The organism is Mangrovihabitans endophyticus (assembly GCF_014646155.1).
Taxonomy (GTDB): Bacteria; Actinomycetota; Actinomycetes; order Mycobacteriales; family Micromonosporaceae; genus Actinoplanes; species Actinoplanes endophyticus.
This window is the reverse complement of sequence record NZ_BMMX01000045.1, coordinates 13,970-31,523: the sequence shown is the minus strand read 5'-3', so window position 1 is coordinate 31,523 and position 17,554 is coordinate 13,970. Positions and strand designations below refer to the sequence as shown.

The window sequence follows — 17,554 nt, the reverse complement described above, 5'->3', positions numbered from 1 at the left end:
TACGCCGTGGTGAGCGACCGGAAAGCAGGTGGCTCGCCGGTCGCCGACCCGTCGTCGGCGGCATCTATCGTCCCACGACTCGAATCAGGCCAGCCGCGGAGGCGCGCGCGCGGCACACCCGGCCAGTGAGCCGGCCGGGTGTCAGTCCGGCGGCGCCAGGAACAACTCGGCCAGGCGCGGCAACCGGCGGCGCATCTCATCCTCGTCGTCGAAGTCCCACAGCATCGCCGGATCGGGCCGCGACCGCGCGACGTCGCTCGTCGGCAGCTCGGACCCGGCCGCCTGCCGGTAGGCCTCGGCCGCGATGGTGAGCACCTCCTCGGCCTCGAACACCGCACCGGTGCTGGCCGCGGCGCGCACCGCGGGCAGGTCGGCCAGCGAGTCCGGGTTGCGCACCGCGCCCGCCACCACCTCGCGGCCGCTCGCCACCAGCCAGCCGCGGAAGCTGTCGAAGCCGTCCTCGGCGCACCCACCGTTGATCAGATAGGCCGCGGCCCACAGATCGTCGGTGCCGGACGCGGCCATCACCTTGTCCAGGTGCCGCCCCCAGGCCGCGATCTCCGCCGGATCGCGGCCGGCGAGCTGGGCGACCGCGCGGTCGGCCACGTCGGCAGGCGAGCCCGGCCGGTCGGCAGTCGCCGAGGCGATCACTGCCCAGAAGTCGTCGGTTCTCATGGGGCAAGCCTGCCAGCCGGATACGACAGAACGCCGGGCAAGATGGCCTCATGCCGCGTGTCCTGCTGCCCGACGTGGCCTATGGCGCCACCGCCGTACGGCCGGGGTGGCACGACCTGCCACCAGCCGTCCGGGACCGGATCGCCGACGCCTTGCACGGCCCGATCACCGCGGCGCGCGTGGCCACCGGCGGCTTCACCCGTACGTTCGCGGCGGTGCTGGAGACCGCCGACGGCGACCGGGCCTTCGTCAAGGCCGCGCCGGACGACGATCCCGCCGCCCGGTGGTACGCGCGTGAGGCGGCGATCACCGCGGCGCTGCCGCCCGAGGTGAGCGCCGCCCGGCCACGCTGGACGTTCTCCGCCGGTGGCCACGTCGTCCTCGGGCTGGACGCGATCGACGGACGGGTTCCGGCGCTGCCGTGGTCGGCGGCGGACCTGGCCGCGGCGTTGCACGCGTGGCGGGTGGCATCGCAGGCGCTGAGCCCGCCGCCGGCGGCGCTGGCCGGGGACGAGCTGCCGACGCTGGCCGAGATCCTGCGCGCAGACCTGTCCTGGTGGACCGAGATCCTCGCCGGCCGGGCCCCGATGCCGTCCGGTCCGGGCTGGCTGGCCCGGCGGGTGCCCGAGCTCGCCGCCCTGGAGCAGGGGCTGCCGGCACTCAGCCGCGGCCCCGGCATGCTGCACGGCGACCTGCGGATCGACAACGTCCTGGTGGACACCGACGGCCGCGCGTGGCTGTGCGATTGGACCTGGCCCTGCCGGGGTGCGGCCTGGTTCGACACCGTCACCCTGCTGATCACCGCGTACGCCAGCGGCCTGGACGCGGACGCCCTGCTGGAACCGTGGCAGGCCCCGGCCGGCGGGGTGGACGGGGCGCTGGCCGCCCTCGCCGGCTACTGGATGGTCCGCGCCGGCGGCCCGGCCACCAGCGCCTCGCCGCACAGCCGGCAACATCATCGGTTCAGCGGACGAGCCGCCCTGAGCTGGCTGGCCGCACGCCGGGGCTGGCCGGTCGACGATTTGGGAGCGGTGGAACAGGCCTGATACATTGGTTCGTCGCGTGTGGTGACGCGCTGACGTGCGTTCGTGCCGTTGTGCATCGTTCGCGTGCTGCTGGTCATCACCGACACGTCAAGATCATCCGTACTAGTCAGGACAAGGCTGTCGCGTGGCGAACATCAAGTCCCAGATCAAGCGCAACCGGCAGAACGAGAAGCGCCGGCTGCGCAACAAGTCGGTCAAGTCGTCGCTGAAGACCGTGATTCGCAAGCTGAACGAGGCGAGCGAGACCGGCAACACCGAGACGGCGACCGCCCTGCTTCGCGACGCCTCGCGCCAGCTCGACAAGGCCGTGAGCAAGGGTGTCATCCACAAGAACCAGGCGGCGAACCGCAAGTCGGCCATCGCCAAGCGGGTCGCGTCGATCTCCGGCTGACCCCGGCCACGTCGGTACGCCTCGCCGGTCGCCATGCGGTGACGACGGTGGGCCGACCGGCGGGTGAGTGACTGAGCAAGCACCGCCTCGACCTTCCGGTCCGAGGCGGTGCTTGTTGTTTTCCTCTCGCCCTGCCTACTCGGCGGCGCGGCGCGCGGCTGCACGACGGGCCTGATCCTGCAGGTCCAGGGTGTCCGCCCAGTGAGCCGGAGACGGCGGACCGTTGAGCGCACCGGCGTCTGTCGGGGGTTGCAAGGGCCGGGGCGCGGCCCAGTCGCCGGCGAAGCGGTTCTCGCCGCCGATGCGGTCGGCCGCCCCGTCGGGTGCCGCGGACCAGTCCGGATTCGCGTTCCAGTCCCGGTCTGCCCAACCCCCGCGCGCGCCATCCCCGCGTGCCCAATCCCGGTGCGCCCGGTCCTCGTGCCCCCAATCCCGGTGCGCCCAATCCCGGTGCGCTGGATCCCCGTGCGCCCGATCCTCAAGCGCTGGATCCCCGTGCGCTGGATCCCCGTGCGTCCAGTCGCCGTTCGCCGGCCAGCCGCTGTCGGCAGCACGCCCACCGTCCGCGGCCCGATCACGGCCCGCGGCCCCATCAGGACCCGCGGCCCCATCAGGACCCGCAGCCCAATCACGCTCAGTCACCCAGTCCCGACGTGGAGTCCAGTCCACCGGCGAGGTCCAGTCGAGCGGAGCTGTCACTTCTGTCGTTGCGTCCGTTTCGGTCATCGGGGCTGATTCGGTCGTCGGGCCTGCCTCCGGCCAGCCGGTCCGGCCAACCGGGATGGTCCCCGCCCACGGCGACCCTCCGCCGACCGGCGCGAATTCCAGGCGAGCCGTCACCGCATCCGCAGCACCGGTCACCGCACCCGCAGCCACCGCATCCGCAGCCACCACCGCATCCGGGACATCCGTCACCGCATCCGGGGCCTCGACGGGTGCGGGCGAGCGCTGCTCGACCGGCAGGGTGCGTGTCGGCGCCCCGGAGCCCGAGTCCTGCCGCGGTCGCACACCGGCCCGGTCCCGGACTGCCCGGTCCCGGACGTCCGGGGCACCGCCGAGCAGGCCCGCCACCACATCGTTGAGCTTGACCATGGCGGCCACCGCCAGCGGGATGACCAGCACGCCCCACCAACTGACCAGTTCGGCAAGCGCCAGCAGGATCCCCAGCGCGGCGGAGCCCTCCAGGAAGACGAAACACAGCAACCCGCTGGGCGTCACGTGCCGCAGGCGCAACATTCGCGCGTACAGCAACTGCTGCCGGTTCTCCTCCCGGGACCGCTCGGCACGTCGCGACCGGCTCATCGGCCACCTCCAACGCGCCGCGCCGCGGCCACCGCGAACACCGCCTGTTCCAGAGCGAACCCCCGGTCCTCCGCGCCACCCTTCACGGCGGCGTTGCAGTCGGCCGCTGCACGCATGGCGTCGACCAGGCCCTCCGGTGTCCAGCCGCGGCTGCGTTCCTGCGCCCGCTGGATCTTCCAGGCCGGCATGCCCAGCGAACTCGCCAGTTGGTAGGGATTCCCCCGGCCCGCCGAGGCCACCCGGGCCACCGTGCGCACGCCGTCCGCTATCGCGTCCGCGATGGGCACCGGGTCCACACCGACATGCAACGCCCAGCGCAGCGCCTCGATCGCGCCCGGAACGTCGCCGATCATGGCCGCGTCGGCCACCGTGAAGCCGCTGACCTCGGCGCGCCCCCTGTAGTAGCGCGCCACCACCGCCTCGGTGATCTTGCCGTCGGTGTCGGCCAGCAACTGCGAGCAGGCCGCCGCGATCTCCCGCAGGTCGTTGCCGATGGAGGCGAGCAGCGCCGCGGCAGCCGCATCGTCGCAACGGCCACCGCCGCGGCGGAACTCGTCGCGGATGAACGCGACGCGCTCCCGGTCTCCCTTCAGCCTCGGCACTGCCACGACCGTGGCACCCGCCGATTTCAGGCCGTCCGCGAGGGCCTTCCCCTTGGCCGCGCCGGGATGCCCGACGATCAGATTCACGTCCGGGTCCGGGTTCTTCGCGTACGCCACGAGGGCCCCCGTCAGATCCTTACGTGCGTCCTGGCCGTTGCGGATCACGAGCACGCGACGCCCGCCGAACAGGGACGGGCTGAGCATCTCGGCGACCTCGCCCGCGGTCAGCGCGGCCGCGTCGTACTCCCGCACGTCCGCGCCCGGATCTTCGCCGCATGCGGCGTCGACGGCCGCGGTGATGGCACGGGAGGCGAGCAGTTCTTCGTCTCCCTGGACGAGCAGAAGTGGGGCGGGTTGCGCAGAGTTCACGCCGATATCGTCGCACGTTCGCCCCGGCGTCCGGCGCATCGCGCGCGGCGACGGCGATGTCCGTCCACGATGGCATCGGCGGGCCGTGATGCGCCCGCGCCCCGGGTCCGCCCGCGATCAGGCCGGACGTCCGCCGATCATCATCGCTGCGATTCACCTCACAAGACATCAAATAGTCCAAAGTATGACTGTCTCCGTGATTCGGAGGCATCCCCGGCTTAGCGCACCGAAACATCGGCGACAAAGCGCAGCTCTTCGACGGCTCTTCGCAGAAGGCGCTGGACGCCAAGGGAACCGAGTACTCCAACGATGCGGCGGCCGAAATCGACGCCAACGGCGACAGCTCGACCTTCTTGGAAGAGATCAACCCCGGCAATCAGGTGAAGGGCCGGCTCATCTTCGACGTCCCGAAGTCCACCAAGCTGACCGCCATCGAACTGCACGACTCGGTGTTCTCCGGTGGCGTCACGGTCGCCCTGTCGTAGCGGTCGCACGGCGGGCACACTCATCTGGCCGGTGGGTCGCCGCGTGCGGCGGCGGCCACGCCATCGCCGACCGCCACCGCGGCCACGTCGCCGTCCCGATCGGTCCGCAACACGCGGGCACCCCCGCGTGTCAGCCGCGCGAGTACGGCGGCGTTGGGATGTCCGTAGTCGTTGTCCAAGCCCACCGGCACCAGCGCCACCGCCGGGCGTACCGCGTCGAGGAAACGCGGATCCTGATCGGCCGATCCATGGTGGGCCACCTTCAGGACGTCGGCGCGTAGGGCAGGCGGCCCGGGCGCGCTCAACAACTGCCGTTGCTCGTCGGTCTCCGCGTCGCCGGGCAACAGCACGGTCCGTTCGCCGACCTGGGCCCGGATCACCAGAGAGTTGTTGTTCGGGTCCGACTCGGTGCCGCGCAGCGGTCGCACCGGCCCCACCACGGTCAGGCGTAGCCCGCCGACCGCGTAGGACCACCCGGGGCGGACCACGACGACGGGGGCGTGCCCCCGCCCCGCCTCGGCTTGCACGGCGGCATGTCCGGCCGGCGGCTCGGGCCAGTCGGGCGCCACGACGGCGTCCACCCGGCGGCCACGGAACACCCCGGCGACGCCGCCCACGTGGTCGGCGTGGAAGTGGCTGACCACGAACACGATCACCCGGTCGATGCGCAGCCGGCGCAGGCAGCGGTCGACCGGGTCGGGTTCCGGACCGGCGTCCACGACCACTGCACGACCGTCTCCAGCCGGCAGCACCACCGCGTCCCCCTGACCAACCGCGCACGTCACCACGATCCAGCCCGGTGGCGGCCAGCCCGTCGCGAGGAGACGAACCGGCAGGGTGCCGAGCAGCGCCGCCGTCGCGACGGCGGCGAACAACCGGCGCAGCACCCGGCGACGGGCCGCGATCAGCACCATCACGGTGACCCCGCCCATGAGGAGCCCCCCGACCGCTCCCGCCGGCCACGGCACCGCACCGGCCGGCAGCCGGGCACCGGAACTCGCCACCAGCACGAGCCACCACGTGGGCCAGTGGGCCAGCCACGCGCAGAACTCCGCGCACCCGGGCCACACCGGCGACAGCACCGCCGCGGCGACGCCCAGCAGCGTCGCCGGCGCGATCGCCGGCACCACCAGCAGGTTGGCCGGAATCGCCACGATGCTTACCGACCCGCTGATGCCGGCCACCACCGGTCCACACGCGACCTGCGCCGCTGCGGGCACCACCAGCGCCTCCGCCGCCGATTTCGGCCAGCCCCGGCGGCACAACGCGTCCCGCCATCCCGGTGCCAACAACAGCAGTCCACCGGTGGCCAGCACCGACAGGGCGAATCCCGCGTCGGCGGCCAGTTCCGGATCCGCCACCAGCAACGCCGCCGCGCCGGCGGCAAGCGCGGGAACCGCTGCTCGCGGTCGCCCGATGGCGAGCCCGACGAGCCCGATCGCACCCATCGCCGCCGCACGGAGGACGCTCGGCGACGGTCGTGCCAGGATCACGAACCCGGCCAGCGCCACCGCGCACACCGCCGCCGCCACCCACGGACCGGCACGCACCCACCGCACCCCGAACAGCACGACACCCAACACGATCGCCACGTTGGAACCGGACACAGCCGTCAAATGAGTCATGCCTGACGTACGGAAGTCCGCCTCCAGCGCCGGGTCGAGACGGGTGGTGTCGCCGTCGACCAGGCCGGGCAGCAAACCACCCGGCGCACGCGGGAGAGGTGCGCAGGCGCGTTGCAGGCCGGCGCGCAACCGTCCGGCCGCACGCTGCGGCCATGACGAGGTGCCCCGCAGCCTCGGCTCGTCTCGAACGGACAGCACCGCCGCGCGCAGGTCACCGCCCCGCGGCTCCAGCAGTCTGCCGGTCACCGTGGCATGCTGCCCCGGCAGCACGGACCGCCAGGCGGGCGCGGCGCCGAGGACCAACGCCCGCGCGGTCAGGCGCAGCGTCCGGCCGTCCTCCTCGTCCCGCACCGCGGTGAGATCCACCGCGACGAGGAAGGACGGCGGGCGACCCGGCCGCGCCCGCAACGGGCGCGCGTCGTCACGGACCACGACGTCCGCCTCCACGGTGGCACCGGCGCGCACCAGGCTCACCAACGGACCCGCCTCGCGCACGCTCAGCCGGGCCGTGGTCACGGCGCCCCCGCAGGCGGCGCCGAGCAGCGCGGCGACGGCGATCCAGCGCCACGGCGCGCCGCCGGCTCGGCGGGGCGACGACCGCCGACGGGTCACCGCCGGGACCGCGGACAGCCCGGCCGCCGCGCCGGTGACGGCCAGACCGGCCCGCGCGGACAGATGCAAGCAGGCCAGCGCGGCCAGCCAGAGGGCCACGGTGAATCCGGCCAGCCGCAGATCTGGCGCGCGTGGCGGCTCGTCCGGCCTCCGGCCGCTGCGGCTCACACCGTCACCAGGTCCTTCAACTGGTCGAAGCGTGCATCGCCGATGCCGGAGACCTGGCGCAAGTCGCTGACCGACGTGAAGCCGCCACCGGCGGTGCGCGCGTCGAGGATGCGCTGCGCCAGCACCGGCCCCACACCGGGTAGCGCGTCCAGGTCGGCGAGTGTCGCGGTGTTGAGATTGAGCGGGCCGCCCGGTGCGGCGCCGCCCGGCATCGCGCCATCCGGTGCCGCGCCACCGGCCGCCGCGGGTGCACCCGGCGGAGCGGTGACACCGACCAGGATCAGTTCCCCGTCGGTCACCTTGCGTGCGAGGTTGAGCATCGCCACGTCGACGCCGGCGTCGGCACCGCCCGCCGCCGCGATCGCATCGGCCACCCGCGCGCCGGCGGGCAGCCGGACCAGGCCCGGGTGGTCCACCTTGCCGGCCACCGCGACGACCACCTCGGGCCGAGCGGACTCCGGCATCCCGGAGGCACCCGGCGCCGGCTCGGCAACCACCGGCGGCACCGCCACCGGCTCGACGTGCGGCCGGGCGCGCCACGCGATCATCGCCGCGGCCAGCAGCACCACGGCGGACACCACGGCGAGGACACGAACGCCGCGCCGCCCGGGGTCGAACGGCCCGAGCCGACCCGAGCCGGTGGCCGTGGCGAAGGCGCCCTCGCCGGTGAGCCGGGCCGCTGCGGGCGGGTCGCCCTCCGCGCGCCACGCGTGATCCGCCCAAGGGTCGTCGTCATCGTCCCGGTCGGCGGGTGGATTGACGGGCACGGCCGCGATTACGCCGGGAGCGGACGCCGGCCGGCGAGCATCCGGCCGCACCCGCACCGGGCCCGCGGACGAGGGGCCAGCCGACGAAGGGCCGGCCGACGAAGGGCGGCCCGACGGGGGTGGCTGCTCCGCGAGCGAAGCGGACAGTATCCGGTCGGCGTCCGTGCGCCACGGCTCGCGTGGGGTGCCGGACGGCCGACGGGGAGGCTCGGACCAGGGACCGTTCGTCCAGGCGGACGGATCGATGGGACGCCGAGCCCGGTCGGCCGCGTCCGGATCCACGATTCCCGGATCCACGATTCCGGATCCGGGGAGGCCGGGGTCCACGATGCCCGAGCCGGGGTCGTCCGAGCCGGAAACGTGACCGCCGAGGTCCGCAGCGGCGACCGACCGCGCCAGCGACTCCGGGTCGGGCCGCTGCGCCGGATCCAGCTCGACGTCGTCGGGCCAGGACGTCGACGGGCCGGGCTGGTACATCACCGGGTCCGGCGGGGACACCGCCGACGCTTCGGCGCAGGGCCGCGCCGGCCGCGCGCGCTCCGGGCCTCGCCGCCCGTCGGCCAGCAGGGAGCGGAGCCGGGCCTGCACCGCCTCGTCGTGGTTCTTCGCCGTTCGCACGCGGCAGACCGTAGGTCGCGAACACGCGGCATGACGGGCCGCCTGTGGACGACGGCGCACTGTGGATAACCATCCGGACCGGGACCGCCCGGTGATAGAACCTCACCCATGACATCTGCCGTCCCCGCACACGACATGAGCGCAACCGTCGAGCGGCTCCGCGCCGCCGGCTGTGTCTGGGCGGAGGAGGAGGCGGAGATCATCACGGCGGCGGCGGCCGATCCGGCGGAGCTCGAATCCATCGTCGCGCGGCGTGTCACAGGCGAACCGTTGGAGCAGGTCGTGGGCTTTGCCGACTTCTGCGGCGTGCGGGTCCGGGTGCGGCCGGGGGTCTTCGTCCCGCGGGCCCGCAGCGCCCTGCTGGTGCGCGCCGCGGTGGCCGAGGCACGCCGTTGCGGGGGCCACGTGGTGATCCTTGACCTGTGCTGCGGCTCCGGTGGCCTGGGGTTGGCAACCCGAGCTGCGCTGGGCGGCACCGGCACGCCGGCGACGCTCGTCGCCTCCGACATCGACCCCGCCGCGGTGGCGTGCGCACGCGTGAACCTCGGCGACGGCGTCTACCACGGCGACCTCTTCGCCGGTCTGCCCGCGCGGCTGCGTGGGCGGGTCGACGTGCTGCTGGCCAACGTTCCGTACGTCGCCAGCCGGCATCTCGGCCTGCTGCCGTCCGAGGCGCGTGACTACGAACCGCGCTCGGCGCTGGACGGCGGGGAGGACGGATTGGACGTGTTCCGCGCCGTGGTCGGGCAGGCCGACGACTGGCTCGCCGCACGGGGAGCTCTGCTGTCCGAGATCACCGAGGCGCAGACCGCCGCCGCGACCGCCGCCGCGCGCGCGGCGGGCTTCGCCGCCGAGATCATCAGCGACGACGACCTCGACGCGAGGGTGGTGCTGGTCAAGAGACGGTAAAGATCGGTCCCGTGAGGCCGTGCGCTGCGATAGCCTCTGCCGCCGGCAGAGAGGGGGCGGCGTGGGCATCATGCACCGGATAGCTCGGGCCCGGCTGGCCAGCCGGGTCATCCGGCGGCTCCGACGCGCCGGCATGTCCGATGTGCGCTACGACGCGCGCGCCTTCACCGTCCGCTTCCGGCCAGACGGCGACGACGTGCCGACGGTCGTCCCCCTGGAGGGATTGCCGCTGCGCGGAGGACGGCGCGAGCGTGACGCCGTCGTCGACGGTTTTTTGCGCGCTCCCGGACCGCCGGATCAGTGGGAGCAGGTCCGCCCGCTGCTGCGGCCGGTGTTGCGCGGCAGCGTGCCGACGACCGACATCAGCGCACCGCTGCGCCGCGCGGTACTGCCGTTTCTCGCCGAGTACGTGGTGGTGGACCAGCCGGACACGATGACCTACGTGGCGCAGGAGCAGGTCCGGCGATGGGGCGCCACCGACGCGGAGGTCTTCGACACCGCCCGCGCCAACCTGACCGGCGCCGTCCTGCACGGCGTCGCCAGCGGGCAGGTGGTCGTCCAGTTCATCGACGACGGCGACGCCTACTGGACGTCGCATCTGCTGCTCGACGGCTGGCTCGCCCGGCTCGCCGATCAGGTCGGCGGTCGTCCGGTGGCCTTCGCGCCCGAGCGGGGCACGCTGTTGGTCACCGCCGACGGCGGTGCGCATCTTGCCGCCCTGTTCCACCAGGCGGAACAGGCATTTCTCCGGTCACCGCGCGCCATCTCACCGATGGCCTACGTCAGCGGCGAAAGCGGTCGCACGGTGCCTTACGCGGTCCCGCCGGACCATCCTCTGCACGACTGCATCCGCCGTGCCCGCGCGCTTCTGCAAGTGCACGAATACACCCGGCAGGCACAGACGCTGGCCGACGCGGCACCGATCTGGGTGGTCGACGGCCTCCGCACGCGCACCGAGCATGCGCCGGGCCGGCTGCTGCCGGAGGCCGACGACGTTCTCGTCGACGGCGCGGTTCGCCGGTGGGACGAGTTCGCCACCACGCCGGTGCCCGGTCTGCAGCCACCGCGATGGCGGCGTGCCGGGGAGTGACGCGGCGCGTCAGCGGCCCTCCCGGCGGTGCACCACGATCCCGACGACGCCGGGACCGACGTGGGCCGCCACCACCGCTCCGATCTCGGTCAGGTAGCAGTCCTGCAACCTGTCCCCCAACCGCATCGTCACCTCGTCCATCAGCGCAACCGCCCGCGCGTACGCGCCGAGGTGGTGCACGGCGATGTCCGCCGTGCCGTCGCCGGCCGCCTCCACGGCGAGGTCGACCAGCCGGGCCAGCGCTCGCCCCGCCGTGCGCACCCGGTCCCGCACCACGATCATCCCCTCGTCCACATGCAGGATCGGCTTCACCGACAGCGCCGTGCCCACCAGCGCCGACGCCGCCCCGATCCGGCCACCGCGCCGCAGGAACTCCAGAGTGTCCACATAGAAGAAGGTGCTGACCCGTCCGGCATGTGCCTCCCCGGCCCGTTTCACCTCGGCGAGGCCCGCGCCATCGCGGGCGACCTGCGCCGCGGCCAGCGCCGCGAACCCCAGACCCATCCCGGTCGTCATGCTGTCCACGACCGCCACCCGCCCGTCGAATTCGGCCGCCGCGAGTTGCGCCGCCTCGACGGTCCCGGACAGCTTCGCGGACAGGTGCAGGGAGACGATCCCGTCGCATCCGGCGTCGAACAGCGCGCGATAGGCCGAGACGAACTGTGCCGGAGCCGGGCGTGAGGTGCTCACCGCCGTCCGGCGGGCGCCCAGCGCCCGCGCCACCTCATCGATGGTGACCTGGGTGCCTTCGTCGCCGGACGTACCGTCGATCACCACGGTGAGCGGCACGACGGTCAGGTCATGCGCCCCGCCCAGTTCTGCGGGCAGATATGCGGTGGAGTCGGTGACGACCGCGACGGGCATGCGGGCACGGTAGCCGATCCGCCGGGTGCGAGGTCGGCTGCCGGCGAAACCGAGCACCTCCCGTGACCAGGAAAGCCGCCGCGAGCCGCGGCCGGCGGCGGGTGCGCCGGTCAGACCGGCGGGGGAACGGGTTTGTCGCTGACCGGCCCGACGTTGTAGGCGGCGACCTGCCAGCCCCGCCCGGAGTCGTGGGTCAGCTCGACCCAATGACAGTTCTGCAGGGCGCGGAGCGTCCGCATCACCTCGGCCGGCCAGCCGAGCAGATGCCCGACGCCCTGGCGGGCCGCGGCGCCGTGGGTGGCCACGACCGCCGTGCCGTCGGCGGGCACCAGGTCGGCCGCGGCCTGCAGCGCCTCGGCGATCCGCTTGCCCAGGTCGTCGAGGCTCTCCACGCCGCCCCCGATGGCCGCCTCGCCGGCACGCCAGCGGGTCCACTCGGCGAAACGTGACTCCTTGACCTCGGCCATGGTCAGCCCCTGCCACTGTCCGAAGAAGCGCTCGCGGAGCCGGTCGTCGTGGCGCACCGGCACGCCGGTCAACGCGGCCAGGGCCGCGGCGGTGTCGGACGCACGGCGCAGATCGCTGGAGACGATCACGTCGGGGCGCAGGCGGACGAGCATGTCGGCCGCGTCCACGGCCTGCTGCCTACCAAGATCGTTGAGCGGCACGTCGGTCTGCCCCTGCACGCGGTTGGCCGCGTTCCAATCCGTGTTGCCGTGCCGCCAGATGATCAGTCGGCTCATGTGTCCGCGTCGACCATGTCGCGGTCCACGAACGGGATCGTGGGGCAGTCCTTCCAAAGCCGGTCGAGCGCGTAGAACTCGCGCTCCTCCGCGTGCTGCACGTGGATCACCACGTCGACGTAGTCCAGCAGGACCCAGCGGCCCTGGCGCTCGCCCTCACGCCGCACCGGCTTCGCCTTCTCCGGGAGGTTGACCAGCGCCTCCTCGATGGCATCGACCACGGCGAGGACCTGGCGCTCATTGGACGCCGAGGCGATCACGAAGGCATCGGTGATGTATAGCTGGTCGGCGACGTCGATGACGACGATGTCCTGCGCCTTCTTGTCGGCGGCGGCCTGCGCGGCCGTCATCGCCAGCTCATGAGCGCGTTCGGTGACGGGCACCGGGCTCCTCTCGTTCGGTGGGGATCTCGCATGGTCCCGACCCCTTGGGCCGCGAACCGGACCGGGCTGGGGCGGTCGGCCCTTCGCTCCGGCGCATCTAGCCTCTCACACGGGTCTGACACCGTGCTCTCGGAAAGAATCCGCGAAACCCTACGAAAGCCTCAGTCGGTGCGATAAAGTCCGCGTTTCGCGATGTACTGCACCACACCATCGGGGACCAGGTACCAGACCGGCCGTCCGGCGGAGACCCGCGATCGGCAGTCGCTGGACGAGATGGCCATCGCCGGCACGCCCACCAGCGTCACCGAGTCGGCCGGCAGATGATCGTCGGAGAGTTCGAAGCCGGGCCGCGTCACGCCGACGAAATGCGCCAGCGACAACATCTCCAGGGCGTCCTTCCAGGACAGGATCCGCGCCAGGGCGTCGGCGCCGGTGATGAAGAACAGCTTGGCCTCGGGACCGTAGACCTTCCGCAAGTCACGCAGCGTGTCGACGGTGTAGGTCGGCCCGGCCCGGTCGATGTCCGCACGGCTGACGTGAAACCGGGGATTCGACGCCGTCGCGATCACCGTCATCAGGTAGCGATCCTCGGCGGACGAGACGACACCCTTCTGGTACGGCTGGCCGGTGGGTACGAAGACGACCTCGTCCAGATCGAAACGCACCTGGACCTCGCTGGCCGCCACCAGGTGACCGTGATGGATGGGATCGAAGGTGCCGCCCATGATCCCGATCCGCCGCGCCGACATCAGCGAAGAATAGATCAACCGTCCAGGCGACGGCGCACGGCGCTGAGCAGGCCCGCCGCGGTGAACGGCTTCTCCAGCAGGGCGACGCCCGGTTCCAGGGTGCCATGCGAGGCCAGGACCGGTTGGGCGTACCCGGACATGAAGAGCACCCGCGTGGCCGGACGCTGCCCGACCAGCCGTTCGGCGAGTTCCTTGCCCAGCATGCCCGGCATGACCACGTCGCTGACCAGCAGGTCGATGTCCCCGTGATGGCGGGCCGCCAGTTCCAGCGCGTGCGGCCCGGAATCGGCCGCGATGACGCGGTACCCGGCGGCGGACAGGATCCGGCCGGCCACTTCACGCAGCGCGGACTCGTCCTCGACGACCAGGAGCGTCTCGCCCTGACCCGCACGGGCGGCCGGTTCGGGTACCGGCGCCGCCGCGGCGGGCTCGGCGGACCCGGCCGGCAGCAGCACGGTCACCGTGGTGCCCACGCCCGGCTCGGAGGCCAGGTGGATCTGCCCCTCGGCCTGGGTCACGATGCCGTAGACGGTGGCCAGGCCGAGCCCGGTCCCGGACCCGCTCCCCTTCGTGGTGAAGAACGGCTCGCAGGCCCGCTCTGTCACCTCCGCCGGCATGCCGCATCCGGAGTCGGCCACGCGCAGGCGCACATAGTCGCCGGCCGGGACGGCGCCGCCCGGCTCGGCCTGGAAACGCTCGGTGTCGATCACCAGCCGGCCGCCCGACGGCATCGCGTCACGCGCGTTGACCGCGAGGTTGACCAGCATCTGCTCGATCTGTGCGGGATCGCAACTGACCGGCGGCAGACGATCGCCGAGCCGCACGATGAGCTGGAGGTGCTCGCCGATCGCCTGCCGCACGGCTTCCCGCGCCCCGGCGACGACCTCGTTCAAGTCCAGGACGCGGGGACGCACCACCTCGCGCCGGGCGAACGCCAGCAACCGGTGGGTGAGGTCGGTGCCACGCTCCCCCGCCTTCAGCACCTGGCGAGCATCCGCGGCGATGGCAGCCAGGTCCGCGGCCTGCGACGACGCTTCCTCGATCACGAAATTGGTGTAGTTGACGATCACACCGAGCAGGTTGTTGAAGTCGTGCGCGATGCCGCCCGCGAGTTGACCGAGACTCTCCAACCGCTGGCTTCGGTGCGTGTCCGCCTCGTCGCACAGCCGCGCCCGTTCCGTCTCGGCCCGGCGCTGCTCGGTCAGATCGCGGATCACCACCACGACGCGGCAGCCGTGCGGGGTCTCGACCCGGGACACGGACGACTCGGCCGGAAACGTGGACCCGTCCCGGCGCTGCATGGTCGCCGCCACCGGGCCGCTCGTCCCGGCGTGGCGCTGCCACGAGGTGCCCGGGACCTCGGTGCGGGAGCTCTCGGTGAGCAGCACGTCGGCCGAGCGGCCGCGCAGATCGGCGGCGGCCCAGCCGAACAGCTCCTCCGCGCGCTCGTTCGCCAGCACGATGCGGCCCGCGTCAAGGACCAGGACGGCATCCGGCATCGCCCGAAGCAGGCCGCCGGACAGCTCTGTGGACCACTCCACGCGCCACCCCCAGGCCATCAGGCTAGCCGCCCGGGCGGCCCGCGGAGGCCGAACGACCAAGTCAGCGGCGCTACCCGACCGACCGTGCGGCGAGGGCCCGGCGCATGTCGTCGTCGCTGTCCGCGACCACCCGCCGCAGCACGGCGGTCAGCCCGGGACGCGCCGCCAGCTCCGCGGCCAGCCGCCGGGTGCGCTCCTCGACGTGAAAACGGGGGTAGGCCGCGGTCGCGATCGTTTCGGCGCCGATGCCCTTGCGTACGCGCGTCACCTCCGGCATATCGGCGAAGTAGCGTTCCACGTACGCCGCGGTCAGGTCTCTCTGCTCGGGCTGCCAGAATCCGCTGGCCGACGCCTCAGCCAGACGGACCGAGATCCCCGCGTCGCGCACGAACAGGTCCCACGCGCGGGCCTTGGCGTCCGGGTCGGGCAGCGCCGCCCGGCAGCGCGCGGCCCACTGCTCACCGGTGGCACTCCGGTCCCGGTCCAGCTCGGCCGCGATGTCGGCGGGACCGAACCCGCCGAGCACCGTCAGCCGGGACACGATCCGCCAGCGCAAGTCGTTGTCGATCGCCAGGCCCTCGGGCACACCCGCGCCGTCCAGCCAGCCGCGCAACCGCGCCACCTCGACCGTGGCGCCGATCGAACCGTACGCCGCAGCGAGCTGTCGTGAGCTGCCCGCCGGGGCGGCAGTCAGCATGCGATCGCAGGCCTGCGCCACCATCGCCATCGCCGCCGGACGCGCCTGCGCCGTGGCGTACCGGGCCACCAGGTCGATGGTCCGCCGCACCACCGTCTCCACCACCGCGGTGTCGGTCTCCGTCGGCAGCACGGCCAGCACCAGGGCGACCAGGTCGGCGACCGGCCGTTCGCCGTCCACCGTCGCGTCCAGCACCGAGGCCCAGACCAGGGCACGTGCCAGCGGATCGGCGACAGCCGGCAGCAGGTGCGCCGCCGCGGACAGCGTCGCGTCGTCCAGCCGCACCTTCGCGTACGTGAGGTCGCCGTCGTTGAGCAGCAGCAGGTCGGCAGCGGGCTGCCCGACAAGCGCGGCCACCGGGGTACGCCCGCCGTCTCGGTCCGGATCGAGCTCCACGGCCACCCGCCGACGGCACCGCACCGTCCCGTCCGGTTCCGCGTCGTACAGGCCGAGGGCGAGCCGGTGCGGGCGCAGCACCGGATGGTCCTCGGGCGCCGTCTGCACCACGGCCACCTCGGCGTACCGGCCCGCCTCATCCCGGGTGATCTCGGCGCGCAGCGTGTTCACCTGTGCGCGGCGCAGCCAGACGTCGGCCCACCCGGAGAGGTCGCGGTCGCCGGCCGTGCCGAGCGCGCCGAGCAGGTCGGCGAGCGTGGCGTTGCCGAAGCGGTGAGCGGTGAGATGGGCGTCGACGCCGGCCAGGAAGACGTCGTCACCCAGCCAGGCGGCGAGCTGCCGCAACACCGCGGCGCCCTTCGCGTACGAGATGCCGTCGAAGTTGAGCAGTGCCAGTTCGGTGTCGTGCACCTCGGCCGGTGCCACCGCATGCGTGGAGGGGCGCTGGTCGGCGCGCATGCCCCAGGACTTGCGGCTCATCGCGAACGTGGTCCAGGCGCCGGTGAAACGGGTCGCCTCGGCGGTCACCCGCACGCCCATGTAGTCGGCGTAAGACTCGTTCAGCCACAGGTCGTCCCACCAGGCCATGGTGACCAGGTCACCGAACCACATGTGCGCCATCTCGTGGGCGATCACGGTGGCCCGCAGCTCGCGTTCCTTGTCGGTCACGGCGGACCGATAGACCATTTCGTCGCGCACCGTGACCAGGCCCGGGTTCTCCATGGCGCCCGCGTTGAATTCCGGGACAAACGCCTGCTGGTAGTGGCCGAACGGATAGCGCTCGGTGAACAGCTCGGCGTACCGGTCCAGGCACTGCTTGGTGATCGTGAACAGCTCGTCCGCCTCCGCGTCCAGGAAGGCGGCAAGCGACCGTCGTGCGTACAGCGCCAGCGGCAGGCCGTCGTGCTCGTCGTAGCGGGCGTGGTACGGCCCGGCGATGAGGGAGACGAGGTAGGTCGCCAGCGGCCGGGTCGGCGCGAACTCCCATCGGCCGTCCTTGTCCGCCGCCCGAGCCGGGGCATTCCCGGCGACCAGCCACCCCGGCGGCGCGGTCACGCTGACCGTCACCGGCGCCTTCAGGTCGGGCTGGTCGAAACACGCGAAGATCCGGCTGGCCGCGTCCAGGAAGCTCATCGCGTACAGGTATGTCGCGCCGTCCGCCGGGTCGACGAAACGGTGCAGGCCCTCGCCGTCGTTGGAGTAGCTCATGGCGGCGTCCACCACCAGTTCGTTCTCCGCCCGCAGGCCGGTCAGGGCCAGCCGCTCGCCGGACAGCGCGGAGGGCGGCAGCGCGACCCCGTTGAGCGTCGCCGAGTGTAACCGGGCGGGTGCCAGCTCGGCGAAGGTCGCCTCGTCCGAGCGGGCGGTGAAGCGCAGGACCGTACGGGAGCGGAAGGTCTCCCCGCCACCGGTCAGGTCCAGATCGACGTCGTACGCGGTCGGTGTGACGACGGCGGCACGCTCGGCTGCCTCGGTGCGGTTCAGGCTCGGCATGCCGACCATGATGCCGCTCGCAGCAGCG

Annotated in this window: 15 protein-coding genes and 1 pseudogene; 5 read left to right on the top strand and 11 right to left on the bottom strand. The window is 72.9% G+C overall.

All coding sequences use genetic code 11. The features are described from left to right. Nucleotides 1-141: 141 nt before the first annotated feature. Nucleotides 142-675 (bottom strand): DUF4240 domain-containing protein, encoded by a 534-nt coding sequence (locus tag IEY73_RS28430; protein ID WP_189082413.1) that lies wholly within the window; start codon nucleotides 673-675, stop codon nucleotides 142-144. Nucleotides 676-725: 50 nt separating this feature from the next. Between IEY73_RS28430 and IEY73_RS28425 the strand changes: the two genes are divergently transcribed. After that, nucleotides 726-1,721, top strand: coding sequence for a phosphotransferase family protein (locus tag IEY73_RS28425; protein WP_189082412.1), 996 nt, complete (start codon nucleotides 726-728; stop codon nucleotides 1,719-1,721). 124 nt (nucleotides 1,722-1,845) lie between these two features. Further along, the gene (rpsT, locus tag IEY73_RS28420) at nucleotides 1,846-2,112 is read left to right on the top strand and encodes a 30S ribosomal protein S20 (RefSeq protein WP_189082411.1); all 267 of its coding nucleotides are present in this window, start codon (nucleotides 1,846-1,848) and stop codon (nucleotides 2,110-2,112) included. A 1,065-nt stretch (nucleotides 2,113-3,177) separates the two neighbouring features. Here rpsT and IEY73_RS33840 read toward each other — a convergent pair. Together IEY73_RS33840 and holA are read right to left on the bottom strand one after the other, a co-directional pair. After that, a pseudogene (locus tag IEY73_RS33840) lies at nucleotides 3,178-3,414 on the bottom strand (hypothetical protein); the annotation flags it as partial. Then, on the bottom strand, nucleotides 3,411-4,424 hold the full coding sequence (gene holA, locus IEY73_RS28410; RefSeq protein WP_189082409.1) for a DNA polymerase III subunit delta: 1,014 nt from the start codon (nucleotides 4,422-4,424) through the stop codon (nucleotides 3,411-3,413). The pseudogene IEY73_RS33840 and the gene holA, both read right to left, overlap by 4 nt. Nucleotides 4,425-4,594: 170 nt before the next feature. Between holA and IEY73_RS28405 the strand changes: the two genes are divergently transcribed. Next, nucleotides 4,595-4,870, top strand: coding sequence for a DUF4352 domain-containing protein (locus IEY73_RS28405; RefSeq protein WP_189082424.1), 276 nt, complete (start codon nucleotides 4,595-4,597; stop codon nucleotides 4,868-4,870). 20 nt (nucleotides 4,871-4,890) lie between these two features. On the opposite strand, the gene IEY73_RS28400 is transcribed toward IEY73_RS28405, so the two are convergent. Then, the gene (locus IEY73_RS28400) at nucleotides 4,891-7,275 is read right to left on the bottom strand and encodes a ComEC/Rec2 family competence protein (protein ID WP_189082408.1); all 2,385 of its coding nucleotides are present in this window, start codon (nucleotides 7,273-7,275) and stop codon (nucleotides 4,891-4,893) included. Further along, nucleotides 7,272-8,099: a ComEA family DNA-binding protein gene (locus tag IEY73_RS28395; protein WP_189082423.1), complete on the bottom strand. Its 828-nt coding sequence runs from the start codon at nucleotides 8,097-8,099 to the stop codon at nucleotides 7,272-7,274. The genes IEY73_RS28400 and IEY73_RS28395 overlap by 4 nt, the downstream gene beginning before the upstream one ends. Nucleotides 8,100-8,768: 669 nt before the next feature. Between IEY73_RS28395 and IEY73_RS28390 the strand changes: the two genes are divergently transcribed. Both IEY73_RS28390 and IEY73_RS28385 read left to right on the top strand, forming a co-directional pair. Continuing rightward, on the top strand, nucleotides 8,769-9,569 hold the full coding sequence (locus IEY73_RS28390; RefSeq protein ID WP_229716233.1) for a putative protein N(5)-glutamine methyltransferase: 801 nt from the start codon (nucleotides 8,769-8,771) through the stop codon (nucleotides 9,567-9,569). 70 nt (nucleotides 9,570-9,639) lie between these two features. Then, nucleotides 9,640-10,659, top strand: a complete 1,020-nt coding sequence (locus IEY73_RS28385) for a DUF1444 domain-containing protein (protein WP_229716235.1) — start codon at nucleotides 9,640-9,642, stop codon at nucleotides 10,657-10,659. Between the two features lie 9 nt (nucleotides 10,660-10,668). Here the strand turns inward: IEY73_RS28385 and IEY73_RS28380 are convergent, their stop codons facing one another. The 6 genes from IEY73_RS28380 to pepN all read right to left on the bottom strand — a co-directional run bounded on the left by IEY73_RS28380 (nucleotide 10,669) and on the right by pepN (nucleotide 17,526). Next, nucleotides 10,669-11,523 carry a DegV family protein gene (locus IEY73_RS28380; RefSeq protein ID WP_189082406.1) on the bottom strand — a complete coding sequence of 285 codons (855 nt, stop codon included), beginning with the start codon at nucleotides 11,521-11,523 and terminating at the stop codon, nucleotides 10,669-10,671. A gap of 110 nt (nucleotides 11,524-11,633) precedes the next feature. After that, complete coding sequence (locus IEY73_RS28375) at nucleotides 11,634-12,266, bottom strand: histidine phosphatase family protein (RefSeq protein WP_189082405.1); 633 nt, start codon at nucleotides 12,264-12,266, stop codon at nucleotides 11,634-11,636. After that, nucleotides 12,263-12,649: a ribosome silencing factor gene (rsfS, locus tag IEY73_RS28370; protein WP_189082404.1), complete on the bottom strand. Its 387-nt coding sequence runs from the start codon at nucleotides 12,647-12,649 to the stop codon at nucleotides 12,263-12,265. Before rsfS ends, IEY73_RS28375 begins: the two co-directional genes overlap by 4 nt. Before the next feature lie 161 nt (nucleotides 12,650-12,810). Beyond that, nucleotides 12,811-13,398 (bottom strand): nicotinate-nucleotide adenylyltransferase, encoded by a 588-nt coding sequence (gene nadD, locus IEY73_RS28365; RefSeq protein ID WP_189082403.1) that lies wholly within the window; start codon nucleotides 13,396-13,398, stop codon nucleotides 12,811-12,813. A gap of 14 nt (nucleotides 13,399-13,412) precedes the next feature. Beyond that, on the bottom strand, nucleotides 13,413-14,939 hold the full coding sequence (locus IEY73_RS28360; RefSeq protein WP_189082402.1) for an ATP-binding protein: 1,527 nt from the start codon (nucleotides 14,937-14,939) through the stop codon (nucleotides 13,413-13,415). A 70-nt stretch (nucleotides 14,940-15,009) separates the two neighbouring features. Continuing rightward, nucleotides 15,010-17,526 (bottom strand): aminopeptidase N, encoded by a 2,517-nt coding sequence (gene pepN, locus IEY73_RS28355; protein ID WP_189082401.1) that lies wholly within the window; start codon nucleotides 17,524-17,526, stop codon nucleotides 15,010-15,012. Nucleotides 17,527-17,554: the final 28 nt, after the last annotated feature.

Bases quoted from the DNA above. Each gene is read 5' to 3' on its own strand.
- IEY73_RS28425 (WP_189082412.1), top strand. From the start codon at position 726: ATGCCGCGTGTCCTGCTGCCCGACGTGGCCTATGGCGCCACCGCCGTA.
- holA (WP_189082409.1), bottom strand. From the start codon at position 4,424: ATGCGCCGGACGCCGGGGCGAACGTGCGACGATATCGGCGTGAACTCT.
- IEY73_RS28390 (WP_229716233.1), top strand. From the start codon at position 8,769: ATGACATCTGCCGTCCCCGCACACGACATGAGCGCAACCGTCGAGCGG.
- nadD (WP_189082403.1), bottom strand. From the start codon at position 13,398: ATGTCGGCGCGGCGGATCGGGATCATGGGCGGCACCTTCGATCCCATC.
- pepN (WP_189082401.1), bottom strand. From the start codon at position 17,526: ATGCCGAGCCTGAACCGCACCGAGGCAGCCGAGCGTGCCGCCGTCGTC.
- IEY73_RS28430 (WP_189082413.1), bottom strand. From the start codon at position 675: ATGAGAACCGACGACTTCTGGGCAGTGATCGCCTCGGCGACTGCCGAC.
- IEY73_RS28375 (WP_189082405.1), bottom strand. From the start codon at position 12,266: ATGAGCCGACTGATCATCTGGCGGCACGGCAACACGGATTGGAACGCG.
- IEY73_RS28380 (WP_189082406.1), bottom strand. From the start codon at position 11,523: ATGCCCGTCGCGGTCGTCACCGACTCCACCGCATATCTGCCCGCAGAA.
- IEY73_RS28385 (WP_229716235.1), top strand. From the start codon at position 9,640: ATGCACCGGATAGCTCGGGCCCGGCTGGCCAGCCGGGTCATCCGGCGG.